Origin of the sequence: Streptomyces sp. 378 (assembly GCF_030124145.1) — a bacterium.
Taxonomy (GTDB): Bacteria; Actinomycetota; Actinomycetes; order Streptomycetales; family Streptomycetaceae; genus Streptomyces.
This window is the reverse complement of the sequence record NZ_JASKMS010000001.1, coordinates 330004-345121: the sequence shown is the minus strand read 5'-3', so window position 1 is coordinate 345121 and position 15118 is coordinate 330004. Positions and strand designations below refer to the sequence as shown.

Genomic DNA, 15118 nt, shown 5'->3' with positions numbered 1-15118 from the left:
CCCGCGCGTCGTCAGCTCAGCGTGCTGACGACCCTGCGCACTTCGGTGGCGACGGATTCCGGCAGCGGCACGTAATGAATCCGGGCCAGTGGCTTCTGGCCCTCGTCGCTGGCGGTGTAGGTCAGGAACGACTTGAGAGCGGGCAGAGTCTCCGCCATGTTGCCCTTGTCGCATACCACTTCGTAGCTGACCAGAACGATCGGGTACGTGCCGTCGGCAGCGGTCCGGTAGTCGAACCGCAACGTCAGGTCCTTGCCCTCACCGACCACTTCGGCGGCGGCGATCCCGGCCGACGCGCTCTCCGGGGTGGCCGCCACGGGCTCGGATGCTCCGGTGGCCATGCGTGCCGTCTTGATGCGGAGAGCGGCGGCGAACGAGAGCTCGAAGTAGCCGATGGACCCGGCCGTCGAGGCGACTGTGGACGCCACCGCTGAGGAGCCGGGAGCCGAGCCGCCGCCCTTCCCCTGCCACGCCTTCTCCGCCGGATGAGTCCAGACCTCGGGGGCCGCACCCGCGAGATACGCCTGGAAGTTCTGTGTGGTGCCCGAGTCGTCGGCCCGGTGCACGGCGCGGATGGGCAGGGAGGGCAGCTCGGCGCTGGGGTTCAGCTTCCGGATGGCGGGATCGTCCCAGGCGGTGATCTGGGAGTCGAAGATCTTGGCGAGCGTCGGGGCGTTCAGGACGAGGTCGTCGACGCCCGGTATGTCGTAGCCGATGGCGATGGCGCCGCCCACCATGGGCAGGTTGATGGCTCTGCCGCCCGGACAGACGCCCTCCGCCGGCTTGACGCCGTCCGGTCTGACCGGGCTGTCGGTGCCTCCGAAGGCGGTAGCCCCGCGCATGAACTGAGCGACGCCGGCGCCGGAGCCCAGAGGGTTGTAAGCGACCTGCACCGACGAACAGGCCCGCTGGTACTGCCTGATCCAGTACTTCATGGCGTTCTCTTGCGCGGTCGACCCCGAGCCGGGCACCTGTCCCTGCCGGGCGCAGTCGATGTCGGCCACCGGAGCGGCGGACACGCGGTCCTCGCCGCTGCCGGAAGCACCGAGCCCACAGCCGGACAGAAGCAGCATGCCCGCCGCTCCTGCCGCTACGGCCTGTGCGCTCAGCGCCCCCCTGCGTCCCCCACGTCGGTTTGGCACCGCTGTCCCCTCACGTATCCCCTGGGCCTAACGGAACATAGATGCTTGCCGATGCAGTGAGTGGCTGGGCGATATCCAGGAGAACTTCAGGGGACGTGCTGCCAACCTCCCTGTGAGGTTGGCGCTGTACGGGTGTCTTGTGGCGCCGGCGGCGGCGCGCAGCTCAGCCCAGGGCCCCGAGCGTCTGCCCCATAGCGGCAAGGACCGACGGTTCCACCCGGTAGTACACCCAGGTGCCCCGCCGCTCGGAAGTGAGCAGCCCGGCCCCCTTGAGCTTCTTCAGGTGGTGGGAGACGGTCGGCTGGGAGACGCCGACATCGGAGATGTCGCACACGCACGCCTCGCCGCCCTCGTGCGAGGCAACCGCCGAAAAGAGCCGCAGGCGGACGGGATCCGCGAGCGCCTTGAACATCCGAGCGGTCGTCTCGGCCTCCTCGGCGGTCAACGGCCGCTCGGTCAGCGGCGGGCAACACGGCACCGTGACCTCGAGGGCCTCGGGCTCCCGGGGCAGCGCCTTGACGTTCGACATTCATCTATGTTGACACGCATCGAACCAAAACAGCCAGGAGTGGGTGGTTACCGTGGACGCGGATGCAGGTACGAGGACACGCGACGGGCGATCCGGGCGGCGTCCCGCCCGACGCCACGGAGGGAATTGGAGGACAGGCTGCGCTGCCATTCCAGGCCGACGTACGCCAGACCGGGGTGGGTGAGTGAGATGCCCTCCCTGTGGATCGGATGCCCGTGCTCGTCGAGGGCGCCGAGCGGGGCCAGGTAGCCGAGGTCGGGACGGTAGCCGGTGGTCAGCAGGATGGTGTCCACTTCCTCGACGGTCCCGTCGGCCCAGACGACCTTGGAGCCGTCGACGCTGGTGAACACCGGGCGCTGGTCCGGGGCGCCGGCCGCGACCGCAGCTCGGTAGCGGCCGTCGTCGATGACCAGCTGGGTCGGTGGGGTGCGCAGAAAGCGACCGACCGGCAGGACGTCGATCCCCGTGCGGGTCAGCCACCAGTGAAGATCCCTGCCGAGCGCGAGCTGCCGGGCGAAGCGGACGGGGTGCCGCGTTGCCAGGGTGACCCGGGCGTGGGTGCCGAGCTCGGCGGCGATCTGAACGGCGGAGTTCCCGGCCCCGACGATCACTACACGCTGTCCCGCGAAGGGCGATGGCCTGCGGTACTCGGCTGCGTGCAGCGCGTCGCCGGTGAAACTCTCCAGGCCCGGCAGTGCCGGGTGATGGGGACGTCCGAAGGTGCCGGACGCTGCGACCACGGCCCGTGCGGAGAGCTGCGTGCCGTCCTCCAGGGTCAGCGTGAACGAACCGTTCCCCGCCCGGACTTCGCGCACCCGGCTCCGGGTGCGGATGTCGGCGTCCAGCCGGTCCGCGTAGCGCAGGAGATAGGCGACGACCTCGTCCCGGTGCGGGTAGCGGTCGGGATCGCCGCCGAAGGGCACTGTGGGCATCGCGCTGAACCGGGCGGGTGAGAAGAGGGTGAGGCTGTCGTAGTAGCGCGGCCAGGATCCGGCCGCCTGTTCGGACGCTTCCAGCACCACCGGATGAAGCCCCTGCTCGCGCAGAGCGTGCGCGGCGGCCAGCCCGGACTGGCCTCCCCCGATCACCACGACGTCGACGTGTTCCATGCCCGCCTCTCTCAGGTTCGATGAATGTCTATGTTGACGCTCATCGAAATAGGTGCCATGCTGGCAGCGCAAGAGATCGACGGATGTCGAAGCAAAGGGGAATCGTCGTGAGCGCGTCCACCACCGACCAGCTGCCCGTCGTGGTCATCGGAGCCGGGCCGAGCGGCCTGGCCGCCGCCGCCCACCTCATCGAGCGCGGTATCGAACCGCTGGTGCTGGAGGCCGGACCGTCCGCCGGCACCGCCGTACGCGACTGGTCGCACGTGCGGCTCTTCTCCCCGTGGTCAGAGGTCACCGACCCGGCCGCCGAGAAGCTGCTGGCCCCGACCGGCTGGGTGCGCCCGGACGGCGCCACGTACCCCACGGGCGGTGACTGGGCCGAGCGCTACTTGCAGCCGCTCGCCGACATCCTCGGTGACAAGATCCGCTACGGCGCCACCGTGACCGGCGTGGCCCGCGCGGGCCGCGACCGCATCGTCGACGCCGGCCGCGAGGAACAGCCGTTCACCGTGCACATCCGGACGGCACAGGAAAGCGAGCAGCGGATCACCGCCCGGGTCGTCATCGACGCCTCCGGCACCTGGTCCACGCCCAGCCCGATCGGCGCCGACGGCCTGTCCGCCCTCGGCGAGAAGACGGCCGCCGACCGCATCTCCTACCGCGTCCCCGACCTCAAGAAGCCGTCCGTACGCGCCCGTTACGCGGGCAAGCGCACAGCCGTCGTCGGCTCCGGCGCCTCCGCCTTCACCGCCCTCGCCTACCTCGCAGACCTCGCGAAGGAAGCGGACGGCACGCACGCGGTGTGGATCCTGCGCCGCGGTATCGGCGCCAGCACCTACGGCGGTGGCGAGGCCGACCAGCTCCCGGCCCGCGGCGCCCTCGGCCTGCGAGCCAAGGCCGCGGTGGAGGACGGTCACGCGTCCGCTGTCACCGGCTTCCGTACCGAATCCGTCGGACGGGACGGCGACCGGCTGGTCCTGGTCGCCGAGGACGGCCACCGCCTGGACCCGGTGGACGAGGTGATCGTCCTGACCGGTTTCCGGCCGGACCTGTCCTTCCTCTCCGAGGTCCGTCTCGGGCTCGACGAGCGTCTCCAGGCGCCCACCGCGCTGGCCCCGCTGATCGACCCGAACGTGCACTCCTGCGGAACCGTCTATCCGCACGGCGTCAACGAGCTCTCGCACCCGGAGCAGGGGATCTACCTGGTCGGCATGAAGAGCTACGGCCGCGCGCCGACCTTCCTCGCCATGACCGGCTACGAGCAAGTCCGCTCCATCACCGCGGCCCTCGCAGGCGACCGCGAGGCGGCCGAGCGCGTCGAACTCACCCTGCCGGAGACCGGAGTCTGCGGCGGCGCGGGCCTGTTCGACGAGCCCGCCGCCGCGCAGGGCGACGAGGCCGGTGGCTGCTGCGCGCCCCCGGCGACCCTCCAGATCGGCGTAGGCACCCCCGCCTCATCCGGGGGCTGCTGACCGTCGTGACCGACCTCGACGCCCGCGGGGCCGAGACCGGAACCGGGGACCGGTCGCGGCCCCGCGCCGTCCTACCCGCCCTCTGCCTGACCCAGATCACCAGCTGGGGCATCGTCTACTACGCCTTCCCGGTCCTCAACCCCCGCATCACCGCCGACACCGGCTGGTCCACCACCGCCACCACCGGCGCCTTCTCCGCGGCCCTGGTCGTCTCGGCGCTCGCCGGCATCCCCGTCGGCCGCGTTCTCGACCGTCGGGGCCCGCGCGCGGTCATGACCGCCGGCTCACTGCTCGGCGCCGTCGCCGTACTGGGCATCGCATACGCGCCCAACCTCCAAGCGTTCACGGCCGCTTGGCTGCTCGCGGGGATCGCCATGGCCGCCACCTTCTACCATCCCGCGTTCGCCGCCGTAACGCGCTGGTGGGGGGGAGGACCGCGTCCGCGCCCTCACGATCGTCACCCTCGCCGGTGGTCTGGCCTCCACCGCCTTCGCACCCCTGACGGCAACGCTCGCCGAGCACTTCACCTGGCGCGTCACGTACGCCGTCCTCGCGGTGATCCTCGCCGCTGTCATCGTTCCGGCCCACGCGCTCGCACTCCGAGCTCCCTGGCCGCCGGCACCACGACAAACCGCTCCACAGGCCGGCGGGGGTACGACCGTTGCCCGCAGCCGCCCCTTCCTCCTGCTTGCCGCCGCCCTCACCCTCAACGGCTTCGCGATATACGCCGTCGTCATCGCCCTGGTCCCCCTGCTGACCGAACGCGGCGCCAGTCCCACCGCGGCCGCCTGGGCCCTCGGTCTGGGCGGAGCGGGCCAGACCCTGGGCCGTACCCTCTACGCCACCCTCGCCCGCCGCACCGGCGTCACCACCCGCACGGTCACGCTGATCACAGCGGGCGGCGTGACCACCGCAGCTCTCGCCATCACCCCGGGCCCGTACCTCCTGCTTCTCCTCCTGGCCATCGTCGCCGGCATGGTCCGCGGCAACCTGACCCTCCTCCAGGCCACGGCTGTCTCCGACCGCTGGGGCACCACCCACTACGGCCGTCTCTCCGGCCTTCTCTCCGCCCCTGTCACCACCGCCAGCGCGCTCGCACCCTTTGCCGGGGCAGCCATCGCGGGAGAACTCGGGGGGTACCCATCACTCTTCATGATGCTGGCCGGTATCTCGGTCGGTGCCGGAGTCCTGGCTGTCGCCTCTGCCAAGCGCTGACGGGAGCCGGGGGCGCTACCTTTGTCCGCCGGCTCTTGGTCGTACGGCGTGAAGCTCACAGGCCGGTGACGGGCTGTCCGGTGAGTGCTTGGGCGATCTGCCAGAGCTGACCGCCACGGGACGCCTTCACGAGCACGGCGTCACCGGGACGGAGGATTGATTCGAGGTAGGCGGCAGCGGTGGCGTTGTCGCTGACCATCGCGATGTCCGGCACGCCTGCCGCGCCCGCGGCCAGGGCGAGTTGCTTGGCGAGGTCTCCGCCGACTGCCACGACGAGATCGACGCCGCTCTCGGCCGCGAAGCGGCCGATCTCGCGGTGTGCTTCGACTGCCTCGTCGCCCAGCTCAAGCATCTCTCCGAGTACGGCGATCCGTCGGCCGCCGCCTGCGGCCTCGGTCGTGTCGCCGTCAGCCTCGGTCATCAGCACTCTCCGTTGGGTTCAGGGGCGCGAAGGTGATCGCGCGGCCGGTGTAGGAATGGGACAGGCGGCTGAGGGGGACGCGATCGTGCGTCTGGCCCCACGAGGACGGGTCTCGGGAGAGGACCACTGGGTCGGGGCCGTCCTCGTAGCCGCGAAGGATGACGAGGTGGCCGCCTGAACGGCCGTCGTCGGGGAACTGCTCGGTCACAGACACGATGAGCGGGGCGTCATCGAGGCGGCCGAGAAGGTCTTCGACGGGCACAGGCTCTGCGAGTGCGGGAACTCCGAGGTCGGTCGCCAGGTTCGCGATCCCCGCGTGGAGCGCTCCACGCGGGGTGAGAACCTCGTGCTTGACCGCGAGCTTCAGGAGTTCCGTCACCGTGGGCGCCTCGCGCCCGTAGGCGAGCAGGATCATTCTCAGTGATGCCAGGCCGCATGCCCGGTTGGACCATTCGATCCTGTCTCCGAGTGCCCAACCGCCGTGCAGATCCCACTCGGTGGGGTCGATGAGCTGTCGGCACATGGGGACATCGTGGACGCGCGGCACAGCGGCAGGCTCCTACGGCGAGACGGCAGCCTCCCGCGTCAGTGTGGTGCTGGAGAAGGCGGGAGTGGGCAGGGGAACATCGTATGGCGGGCGGGCCAGGGCCTCGTGCAGCATCGCCAGAACGACGTCCGTGTGTGTGAGGCCGACCATCGCGGCTCCCACCGCGAAGTTGCTGTCACGGGACATGCCAGGCGTGCTGTTGACCTCCAGCACGTACGGCTCGTCGTCCTTGGTGAGGAGGAAGTCGATACGCGCTGAACCGCGCAGCCCGATTCCGTCCCATAGAGTCCGAGCGTTTCTGGTGATCTCGTCCAGCACATCGGGCGCCAGCTCGGCGGCGCGCACGGTTACGGTGCCCCTGGAGTCCATGTCGAGCTTGGTGTCGGCGTCGTAGAACTCGGCTCCGGTGGCTTCGGTGGCAAGCGGTGGGAAGACGATGACCGAGCCGCCCGGCAGCTCCAGGAGTCCCACGGTCAGCGGCGTGCCGCGCAGGTAGTCCTCGACGAGTACGGCCGCGCCCTCGTCGCCGGCAGCGTCCGCCAGGGCGCCGGGGAGGTCCGCCGGGTCGCGCACGAGGCTCATGCCCACGCTGGAACCGCCGAAGGGTGGCTTGACCATCACGGGGCGTCCGTTCCAGTCCGCCGGGCCGCCGTACCAGACGTGCCAGTCGGGCGTGGGGACGCCGAGGGTCAGCATCACCCGCTTGCAGAGGATCTTGTCGGCGGCCACCGCGGACGCCGCGACCCCGCTGCCGCAGTAGGGCACGCGCAGGTAGTCGAGGAGCCCCTGCAACCGGCCGTCCTCGCCGTAGGGGCCGTGCAGGTTGGAGAGGGCCACCTCGTATCCGGCCAGCTCCACGATGAAGTCCGGCTCACAGGGATTGAGCACCTTCCAGCGGGCCCCGATCTCATCCAGCGCCCCGGCCAGAGCCGTGACGGATCGCTGGTCGACGGGGCACTTCGAGTGGTAGAGCCGGTCCTCCTCGGATACCGGCCCGTAGACGAGGGCGACGCTGAGGCCCTGGCGGTCCCGCTGCCAGGCACGAAGCTGCTGGGCGGCTTCCTGCACGGCAAGGTCGGAACTGCTGTCGAGGAAGAGAGTCATGCGAGTACCCCTTCAAAGGTGTGGGTGACCGGGCCGCCGACCCACTGAGTCCTGGTCAGCCGGTCGTCATATGGTCGGACTGTGAGCGGCTCTCCGGCGCGGTTGTGGACGGTGACGGCACGTCGCGCCACGAGTCCACGCAGGGTGGCGATGACGACGGCTGCGACTGCCCCGCTACCGCAGGACAGGGTTTCGGCCTCGACGCCGCGTTCGTAGGTGCGGATCTTTAGCGCCTGGCGGCCGGCGGACTGGACGAAGTTGACGTTCGTCCCCAGCGGTGCAAGGCCGGCGTGGTGGCGGACGAGACGCCCGACCGTGACCGCGTCGATGGTGTCCACGTCGTCCACGATGGCCACGACGTGTTCGGTGCCTGTGTGGGCGCTGTCGAACCAGGTGGGCCTGCCGTTGATGACGGTTTGTAAGCGCCGGGGCATGATCGCGCCTACCTCGGCCGTGACCCACACGGCGTTGTCGCACACGATCGCCTCGTGCACTACCCCAGCCATGTGGAGGCTCATCCGCTCGAAGCCGTGATCGTGATGGGCGGCCCAGGCGGCGCAGCGCAGGGCGTTGCCGCACATGGTTGCGACAGAGCCGTCCGCGTTGAAGCAGTCGACTGCGAGGACGGTGGGGCTGTCGCTGATCAATCTGCTGATGACGAGGCCATCCGCGCCTACGCCGGTGCGTCTGGCGCACAGACGTTCCGCCTCCTTGGGCCAGTCTTTTTCGTCGTCCGTTTCGAGGTCGGAGAGCAGGACGAAGTCGTTCCCTGCGCCGTGGATCTTGCGGAAGCGCATGACAAAGCTCCTCGCGTGGTGAGGTGAGAAGGGTGGTGCGGTGCCCGAGCGGGATGTGTTCAGCGGGGTTCGATGGGCCGGTAGGTGGTGCGGGCCTCTCGCATGCTCAGCGGGGTTCGTCCGGCGAAGTATCCGCTGATACGTGCCGTCGAGGAGGATGAAGTCGTTAACGCGGACATCGGTCGGTGGCCTGGTGGCCCCCACCGTTCCCACTGGCGGGGTAGGTCTGGAGGGCTGCTCCACGGTCCTGCGCTCGTACATTCAGCCTCCAGATGCCAAGGAGGACAGAGCCGCCGACTGCGATGAGGCTCAGGATGTAGGTGAGTTGCTGGTTTTGGGGGCTCATCGGGTTCCGGTCAGATGATGTTGAAGACGGTCACGGACTGACGGGATGCCGATGTCCCCGAGGGGCACCCAGGCCGCTGCACCCGCCTCGATCACCGAAGGGCAGACAGCGCCCGAGTGAGCCCGGAACAGGTACCGGATGCCGACCCGTAGGCGGGGCCCGTACCTGTGGTGGCCGGGCCGCGTCACGTCGACCAGGAAGGGACCATCGAGGCCAGGCTGTGCCCACACGTCGCGGACGCCGACCTCCTCGGCCAGCAGGCGCAACGCCGCCTCGCTGAGGGAGCTGTCCTGCTCCTCGGGCCGCGCCTCTGCGAGGGCGTAGCCCTCTTCGTGCCGCAGGCAAAGGACACGGTTGCTCTCATCTACGACGACTGCTCCCGTCACCACGAGCGGGCAGCGTCGGCCGTGTGTACAGGAGCGCCGCTGCGCGTGATCACGGGCCGCGTCGTACACCGGCATCAACGCCATCTGCTCGGACGGGTGTTCATGGATGTAGTGGGCGAGTTCCTTGATGATCTGGTCGTCCCTGACGCTCACGGCGCACCCAGCCCGTTGCGCTCGGTGTAGATCCACAGCAGCCGCCGCGTGAGGAGGGCAACGTCCCGGAGGTAGAGAAACGCGCCGAAGGAGGGAGTTCCCTCAGCCGGCCGCTTGCTGGGGTCGATGAGGGTGTAGCCCTTGCGGATGAGCGCTCGTACTTCCTGGTCCCTGTCCGCTCCCAAGTCTTCGCAGAGGAGCAGGTTCAGGTGCCTGACGATCGCCGGCAAGGCGCTGTCCATGTCCTCACGGGTCGAGGTGCCCATCTTCATGGCGAGGACGGACGCGGTGCGCGAGGAGATCGTCTCTACGTCGATGGGATCCTCGGCCGCAGCGCTCTCGGCTGCCCCCAGTGCCTTGCCGATACTTGCCACAGTCATCACCGCTTCGCCCTTCCGGAGCACGATTTCCGTGCCAATAAAGCTAGGAAGGGCGACAGGAAAGGCTCCACGAGTGTGCCGGAACTTGCCCGACGTTCACCCTAGGGATTCGATGGCTGCGGTGATGATTTCTCGTGCGGCCGGGCCGTAGACGGCAAGTTCTGCCAGCTCGCTGAACGTCTGGGCATACATGGCAAGTTCGTGCTGCTGAACCACGGTGAGGTGTGCCGAAACGAGTTCGACGTTCACGGTCTCCTCGTCGTACAGGAAGAATCCTTCGACGGGCCAGAGAGTTGAACGGTCCGCGTCCTGGGGGATGATGCCGATGCTCACCGAAGGGAGCGCCATAGCGCTGAGGAGATAGCCGAGTTGCCCAGCCATCACGTCCGTTCCCCCGATGCGGTATCGGAGCGCGCTCTCTTCCAGGAGGATGGCGAAGGTGTGGTTGCCGTACACGACCTGCTGCTTCTCCACGCGCACCCTGACTGCCGCCGGCACGTCGTCGATGAGCCCGCGGCGGTTACGGATGGAATTCAGCAGGGCGGTGATGTACGAGGCCGTTTGTACTGGGCCGGGGATGAGCCACGGCGAGTAGATGCGGAATCGCTGAGTGCGTTCCCACAGAGGCAGGACGGATTCCTGGGCCCACTTGAGCCCGCTGCGCTCCATCTTGCGCCACTCGACATACATGCCGTCGATTCCGCGGGCTGTCGAGATGAGATCCTCTGTTTCATTCTCCGCGCCGCATGCGGAGCACCACTCACGAAGGTCGCGCTCCGAGGGTGCGCGGGTGCCGCTCTCGAAGCGCGAAGCCTTCGACTCATGCCAGCCCAGACTGTGGGCCAGTGCTCGCTTGGTGAGTCCGGCTGCTTGCCGGATTTCGGCCAGGCGTTGTCCGAGCGCCTTGCGGGCTTCCTGAACGCTCGAAGATGGCGAGGTCATGTCTGTGACGGTACTGCTCGGCTGTCAGGCCAACTCGAACTCTGCGTGTGGCGTTGCCCGCTGCCACACGGCCTCGAAGGCTGACTCGCAGAGTTTCGCCACCTCCGGGTCTTCCGTGAGTTCGACCTCCATGTTCTCGCCCTCGCCGTCGAAGTGATTGACGAGGACGAGGCCGGAGTCGAACAGCCAGAAGTCGTTGCCCGGAAGCGCGAGGTCCGTCGCGCTGCGGCGCGAGAGCCAGCGCACGTCTTCGCCGGCGGCGATGTTCAGCCCGTCGGTCACGTCGTACTCAAAGCGGATGTACTCGCTGACGGGCGTCGAAACGATCCTGGCCCGGCGCACTTCGACGCCTCGGGAGGTGGCGGACGTGACAATGGTGTGCCAGTCGGCCCAGCGTTCGACGGGGTCGAGGGCCTGTCCAGCCTTCCAGTCGACGAAGGCGGGGTCCGACTTCATGTAGGCGTCGCGCATCTCCAGATGGACAGCCGTCCTCTGGCAGTCGCGGAACAGCTCCTCAAACGTCGGGGTCGTCGTCATCCTTCTTCACCTCCAGGAAGAACTGCACCATGCGCCGGGGGATCTCCACCGCCGACTCGTGGCCCGGGATGTCCATCTGGCTGAGGCGGGCGACGTCGTCCACCGTCCACCCCTGTACGACGTAGGTGTCCTTCTCCTCGTCGAGGTAGATGGTGGGGGAGCCGCCACTGGGACTCTCCGGGTCCTTGCCGAGCTTACGCAGGGGCATGATGTCCTCCTCGGGTGCCAGTAACGATCTCTGTGCCAGAGCTTGCCTGCAACTGGGCTATGGGGCGAGGAACTTGCCGGAACTTGCCAGCGGCCTCGGGCGGCGACCCTAAGCGGGGAAGCCTGGTTGACGACGCACGGACGTAGGGATGCGGTCCACTCGATGGATCACCAGTTCGCCGGAGGCAGACAGGGAAGATCCCGAAACCACTCGTTCACTGCGAACGGGCATGTCAACGTGGACAACCTTCCGAATCCCCAAGTCGACTACGTTCAGTGACCTGTCCCCGAGCCCACGGAGGCGCCCCTGCAACCGCACCACCCCAACGAGCCCTTCCGACCCGAATTGCCGACCTCGGTGTACTGGGTCACCCCCCGCCACCTGGCTGGAGATGACGATGCGCTCGCCGAGCGGATCGGTGACACCCTGGCCGACCTCGGCTGGCGCATGTGGCCGACCACCCGACACACCCTGCTGTATGTGAGCCCGAACGGGCTGTGCGGCGCCGAGTGGATCCTCGCGGCCCACCCGTTCGAGCTGGGCGGACTGCCGGTGGCCTGGCAGTTGAGCGCTCGCCGGGATGCCGACTCCGTAGTGGCGGAGTGGAACGCGTACTTCACTACCGGCGTCCCCTACGAGGCGCTCGCTGATCTCCTCTTTGCGCTTGACGCCCATGAGACACCCGATGCCGGGATCGCAGGGTCGGAGACGGTCCTTGCCGCGCTCACTGCGCGGGGCTGGCACCGTGACGTGGACCGCCCCCGCACTACAGCCACGGACCCCGGGTTCTCCTCTTGGGTCTCCCTCGAGACGCTGCCGCCGCTCATCGAGGACGCCGACCCGCGCCTTGACTTGGTGGGATGGCAGGCGTGGGCGGAACCTGCCCTCGGCGCTCCGTATCTGTGGTGCGCCAGTTTCAGCGCCAGCGTCCCCCATGACCTGGTGGCCGAGTTCGCCTCCTCGCTCGCCTCACCGGTCCCGGTGCCTCGTCGCACCCTGCCCCAGAGCGCCGAGGGCCGGCTCACCGTCGTTCGCCGCAGCTGACGACCAACGTCCTGCAGGAGGCCGCGGTGCTGGTCGTCGCTGATGACGGCTGCCCCGAATGTGGGGGCGACGGGGCAGCGGAGCCAGTTGCCCTGACGAAGGCGCTCGACAAGGCCCTGGCCGCCCTCTGACCACCCTGCCCCGTCCATCGGCGCCCTCTGCTATGGCCTTGGCAGAGGGCACCGGCGTACGCCCTGAATCACCGTGCCTTGCGGGATCGGGCGTCTCGGCTCGGTGAGGACCGGGCGGCACGACTGTTGCCCGTGGCCGCATTGTTGGTGCGCTCAAGCATCGTCGTTGCGTCGGCAGGTAGGTCGGCCATGCGGCGAAGCCGCCACGCCAGCACGTCGCTGACCGAGCCCGCGGACTGAAGCTCCCGCCGCCCAGCCGCCTCGGCCAGGAGCGCAGCCGGATCGTGTCCGGCGGTTTCAGCGTCGGTGAGGGTGGCGGCCAGCGCGTGCCAGCCCGGTTCGGCAAGGACCTGTTCCGCCAGCTCCGGCACCGCCTGACGCACGTGGGCGGCCTTCCTCTGGCGCAGGGGCTGCGACAGGCGCCGCCCCCGCTGGTACAGCACCCCCAGCGGGACGTCGGCAGCGGCCCGATAGGCAGTGCGCAGGTGCTCGGCGGCCTGCCGGGCAGCGACTGCCTGTTGAGCGTGCCCCTTCTTCGCGTGCCAGTGGGCGGCGGCGGTGACGAGGAAGAAGGCCATGTCGATCAGCATCGCCGTGGTGGCCCCGTCTTCTCCACGGCCGAGCGCCGGGCCGCTGTAGACGAGGTCTCGGGCGGCCTGGCGCAGGGCGCGGTCGTGTCCGCGCTCGGCCTTCACGTGGGAGCGGGTGGCTCGTTCGAACGCGAAGGCCGCCTCGCGCAGCTCCGTGCGGGTGTGAGCGGCAGAGGTCTTGGCGAGTGCGTCGAGGACCTCTCCGGCCGCCGCGATCTGCGCGGCCACTGCCACGTCCTCGCCGTGATCGATGACCAGCACCGCCTGCCACGCGGCCGTGGCTGCCCGGCGTCGCGCCGCTGCGGGGCCACTCGGCGCGGTGCCTGTGGTCTGGTGCGAGGGCGTGTCGGTGCTCTGAACGGGGGTTTCGCCGGACCAGCGTGCGCGGATGCGGGGCAGGGACAGGTCGGGGGAGAGCGTGGAGCCCGCATAGAAGACCGGTTCCTGGGCGTCGTTGCGGTCGTCGGGAAGTGCGACCTTGTATCCGAGCAGGTCGCCGGAGGGTGCGACGCGTTTCCGAATCAGCACGCCGGCGGCGGCCAGGCGGTCGAAGAACTCCTCCTCGCTGGTGGCGCCGGCCACGGCGCGCCGTACGGTCTCGCGCAGCTCCTCCCGCGCGGGGCGCTCCCTGCCCTGCCGTTCGGCTTTGTGTCGCTCGGCGCTGGTGGTGCGTTTGGCGGCGGTGCCGTCCCCGGGCGCGACCTGGTGCAGGCCGAGCTCCTTTTCGATCAGGCGGCACTCGGCCTGGGCGCGCTTGCCGGAGCGGTGGTGGTCAGGACGGCGGCCGTCCTCCCGCACGAGCGTGGCGATGATGTGGATGTGGTCGTCTGCGTGACGGACAGCGGCCCAGCGACAGCCGGCGCCGTCGCCGGGATCGATGCCAGTGGCGGCGACCATGCGGCGGGCGATGTTGCCCCACTGCTCGTCGGACAGGGTCCGGTCATTCGGGGCGGCGCGTACGGAGCAGTGCCACACGTGCTGGTCGGGACGCTGGTCCGCATTGAGGAGAGACAGGGGCTGGTCAAGGAGGTGCTGGAGGTCCTTCTTCGTCACCGAAGGGTCGCGGCCGGGGTCGGGGGCCATGCCGTCGAAGGACGCGACCAGGTGCGGGTCGATGTGCTCCTCGTGGGTGCCCTTGCCGTACAGGTAGTGCAGGAGTCCGAGGGTGTTGCTGCCCTGCTGGTGGATCCGGGGAATCAAGGCGCCTCGTACTCCTGCCGGTTGGCGACTCTGTCGGCCGCCCGCTGGACGGCCTGTGCGGCGCGCTGCAGATCGGCGAGAACGGCGGCGAAGTCGGACGTGTCGGCACCAGAGTTGAGGGCCTTGGCGACCTGGTTGACGTTACTGCCGGCCCAGCCGAGCTGACGGCGCACACCGAACAGTGCGGTCAGGACGTCCCGCTCGGTGGCGATGGCTGCGGCGGTGCGGGACTGGTCGCGGGCGGCGGCCAGACCAGAGTAGGCCAGGAACCCGGCCACGCTCATGCCGACGTGGTCAGCGCCGGCCTGGATGATGGCGAGCTCGTGCTCGTTGAGACGGACACTGTGCGCGGGGCGCTGCTTCTTGTCGCGCGGGCGCGACTTCCCCTTCCTGGCCTTGCCCTTCGGGCGGGCCTTGTCTGGCTGCGGTCCGCCCTCGGTCGCAGCCTTCCCGTCCGGCGCCCCCTGGTGCCGGACGGGCCCCGCCACTCCCGGGGCGGGGTCGGGTTCGGACACTCCCCCTGCGGGGGAGTGTCCGAACCTCCAACTTGCTGCGCGGTTGTCTGGAGCGATGGGTGTCTCCTGCCGGTTGCCGTGTTCGTGGTGTCGGTCGTGCACGTGTGCTTCTCCGGGGTGTGGTCGGTAGGGGTCTGAGCCCCGAGCGATGGCAGATGAGGCCAGTAGCCGGGTGAATCGACGGTCGTGGGAGCTGCGCCAGGCGCCACCAGGCCGGGGCTTTCGTTGTGAGGACAGCAAGGGGACCGGTCCTCTAAGTGCTGCGCTGCACGGTCTCCAGACGCTTGGGGACCGGGATGCGACGCCCATCGGGGACGGTCCCGCTGACACGCCGTCACGGGGACCGTCCC

Annotated in this window: 16 protein-coding genes and 1 pseudogene; 3 read left to right on the top strand and 14 right to left on the bottom strand. The window is 69.3% G+C overall.

The window, feature by feature from the left end:
* Positions 1–11: 11 nt before the first annotated feature.
* From pstS to QNO09_RS01605, 3 genes are all read right to left on the bottom strand, one after another.
* Positions 12–1073 carry a phosphate ABC transporter substrate-binding protein PstS gene (pstS, locus tag QNO09_RS01615; protein ID WP_283968174.1) on the bottom strand — a complete coding sequence of 354 codons (1062 nt, stop codon included), beginning with the start codon at positions 1071–1073 and terminating at the stop codon, positions 12–14.
* 232 nt (positions 1074–1305) lie between these two features.
* A complete protein-coding gene (locus QNO09_RS01610; protein ID WP_283968173.1) occupies positions 1306–1671 on the bottom strand; it encodes a metalloregulator ArsR/SmtB family transcription factor in 366 nt (121 codons plus the stop codon).
* A gap of 47 nt (positions 1672–1718) precedes the next feature.
* Complete coding sequence (locus QNO09_RS01605; protein ID WP_283968172.1) at positions 1719–2780, bottom strand: flavin-containing monooxygenase; 1062 nt, start codon at positions 2778–2780, stop codon at positions 1719–1721.
* A 107-nt stretch (positions 2781–2887) separates the two neighbouring features.
* Between QNO09_RS01605 and QNO09_RS01600 the strand changes: the two genes are divergently transcribed.
* Together QNO09_RS01600 and QNO09_RS01595 are read left to right on the top strand one after the other, a co-directional pair.
* On the top strand, positions 2888–4252 hold the full coding sequence (locus QNO09_RS01600; RefSeq protein ID WP_283968171.1) for an NAD(P)-binding domain-containing protein: 1365 nt from the start codon (positions 2888–2890) through the stop codon (positions 4250–4252).
* 5 nt (positions 4253–4257) lie between these two features.
* Positions 4258–5467: pseudogene (locus QNO09_RS01595) on the top strand (MFS transporter).
* Between the two features lie 55 nt (positions 5468–5522).
* Here the strand turns inward: QNO09_RS01595 and QNO09_RS01590 are convergent.
* The 9 genes from QNO09_RS01590 to QNO09_RS01550 all read right to left on the bottom strand — a co-directional run bounded on the left by QNO09_RS01590 (position 5523) and on the right by QNO09_RS01550 (position 11288).
* Entirely contained in the window at positions 5523–5888 is a 366-nt protein-coding gene (locus tag QNO09_RS01590) for a glutamate ligase domain-containing protein (protein WP_283968170.1), read from the bottom strand.
* A complete protein-coding gene (locus QNO09_RS01585) occupies positions 5875–6435 on the bottom strand; it encodes a C39 family peptidase (protein ID WP_283968169.1) in 561 nt (186 codons plus the stop codon). The genes QNO09_RS01590 and QNO09_RS01585 overlap by 14 nt, the downstream gene beginning before the upstream one ends.
* Before the next feature lie 12 nt (positions 6436–6447).
* A complete protein-coding gene (locus QNO09_RS01580) occupies positions 6448–7539 on the bottom strand; it encodes a D-alanine--D-alanine ligase family protein (RefSeq protein WP_283968168.1) in 1092 nt (363 codons plus the stop codon).
* Complete coding sequence (gene dapF / locus QNO09_RS01575; protein ID WP_283968167.1) at positions 7536–8336, bottom strand: diaminopimelate epimerase; 801 nt, start codon at positions 8334–8336, stop codon at positions 7536–7538. Before dapF ends, QNO09_RS01580 begins: the two co-directional genes overlap by 4 nt.
* Positions 8337–8678: 342 nt before the next feature.
* Positions 8679–9221 carry an NUDIX hydrolase gene (locus tag QNO09_RS01570; RefSeq protein ID WP_283968166.1) on the bottom strand — a complete coding sequence of 181 codons (543 nt, stop codon included), beginning with the start codon at positions 9219–9221 and terminating at the stop codon, positions 8679–8681.
* Complete coding sequence (locus QNO09_RS01565) at positions 9218–9601, bottom strand: hypothetical protein (RefSeq protein WP_283968165.1); 384 nt, start codon at positions 9599–9601, stop codon at positions 9218–9220. Before QNO09_RS01565 ends, QNO09_RS01570 begins: the two co-directional genes overlap by 4 nt.
* Before the next feature lie 96 nt (positions 9602–9697).
* The gene (locus tag QNO09_RS01560; protein ID WP_283968164.1) at positions 9698–10543 is read right to left on the bottom strand and encodes a helix-turn-helix domain-containing protein; all 846 of its coding nucleotides are present in this window, start codon (positions 10541–10543) and stop codon (positions 9698–9700) included.
* A 24-nt stretch (positions 10544–10567) separates the two neighbouring features.
* The gene (locus tag QNO09_RS01555) at positions 10568–11080 is read right to left on the bottom strand and encodes a DUF6879 family protein (RefSeq protein ID WP_283968163.1); all 513 of its coding nucleotides are present in this window, start codon (positions 11078–11080) and stop codon (positions 10568–10570) included.
* Positions 11058–11288: a hypothetical protein gene (locus QNO09_RS01550; protein WP_283968162.1), complete on the bottom strand. Its 231-nt coding sequence runs from the start codon at positions 11286–11288 to the stop codon at positions 11058–11060. The genes QNO09_RS01555 and QNO09_RS01550 overlap by 23 nt, the downstream gene beginning before the upstream one ends.
* Positions 11289–11645: 357 nt before the next feature.
* Between QNO09_RS01550 and QNO09_RS01545 the strand changes: the two genes are divergently transcribed.
* Positions 11646–12332, top strand: a complete 687-nt coding sequence (locus QNO09_RS01545; RefSeq protein ID WP_283968401.1) for an SPDY domain-containing protein — start codon at positions 11646–11648, stop codon at positions 12330–12332.
* A gap of 199 nt (positions 12333–12531) precedes the next feature.
* On the opposite strand, the gene QNO09_RS01540 is transcribed toward QNO09_RS01545, so the two are convergent.
* A complete protein-coding gene (locus QNO09_RS01540) occupies positions 12532–14253 on the bottom strand; it encodes a relaxase/mobilization nuclease domain-containing protein (RefSeq protein ID WP_283968161.1) in 1722 nt (573 codons plus the stop codon).
* Complete coding sequence (gene mobC / locus QNO09_RS01535; protein WP_283968400.1) at positions 14250–14741, bottom strand: plasmid mobilization relaxosome protein MobC; 492 nt, start codon at positions 14739–14741, stop codon at positions 14250–14252. Before mobC ends, QNO09_RS01540 begins: the two co-directional genes overlap by 4 nt.
* Positions 14742–15118: the final 377 nt, after the last annotated feature.

Excerpts from the sequence above, each read along its gene's own strand:
- QNO09_RS01605 (WP_283968172.1), bottom strand. The coding sequence starts at position 2,780 with ATGGAACACGTCGACGTCGTGGTGATCGGGGGAGGCCAGTCCGGGCTG.
- QNO09_RS01555 (WP_283968163.1), bottom strand. The coding sequence starts at position 11,080 with ATGACGACGACCCCGACGTTTGAGGAGCTGTTCCGCGACTGCCAGAGG.
- QNO09_RS01590 (WP_283968170.1), bottom strand. The coding sequence starts at position 5,888 with ATGACCGAGGCTGACGGCGACACGACCGAGGCCGCAGGCGGCGGCCGA.
- QNO09_RS01610 (WP_283968173.1), bottom strand. The coding sequence starts at position 1,671 with ATGTCGAACGTCAAGGCGCTGCCCCGGGAGCCCGAGGCCCTCGAGGTC.
- QNO09_RS01565 (WP_283968165.1), bottom strand. The coding sequence starts at position 9,601 with ATGACTGTGGCAAGTATCGGCAAGGCACTGGGGGCAGCCGAGAGCGCT.
- dapF (WP_283968167.1), bottom strand. The coding sequence starts at position 8,336 with ATGCGCTTCCGCAAGATCCACGGCGCAGGGAACGACTTCGTCCTGCTC.
- pstS (WP_283968174.1), bottom strand. The coding sequence starts at position 1,073 with ATGCTGCTTCTGTCCGGCTGTGGGCTCGGTGCTTCCGGCAGCGGCGAG.
- QNO09_RS01580 (WP_283968168.1), bottom strand. The coding sequence starts at position 7,539 with ATGACTCTCTTCCTCGACAGCAGTTCCGACCTTGCCGTGCAGGAAGCC.
- QNO09_RS01550 (WP_283968162.1), bottom strand. The coding sequence starts at position 11,288 with ATGCCCCTGCGTAAGCTCGGCAAGGACCCGGAGAGTCCCAGTGGCGGC.
- QNO09_RS01560 (WP_283968164.1), bottom strand. The coding sequence starts at position 10,543 with ATGACCTCGCCATCTTCGAGCGTTCAGGAAGCCCGCAAGGCGCTCGGA.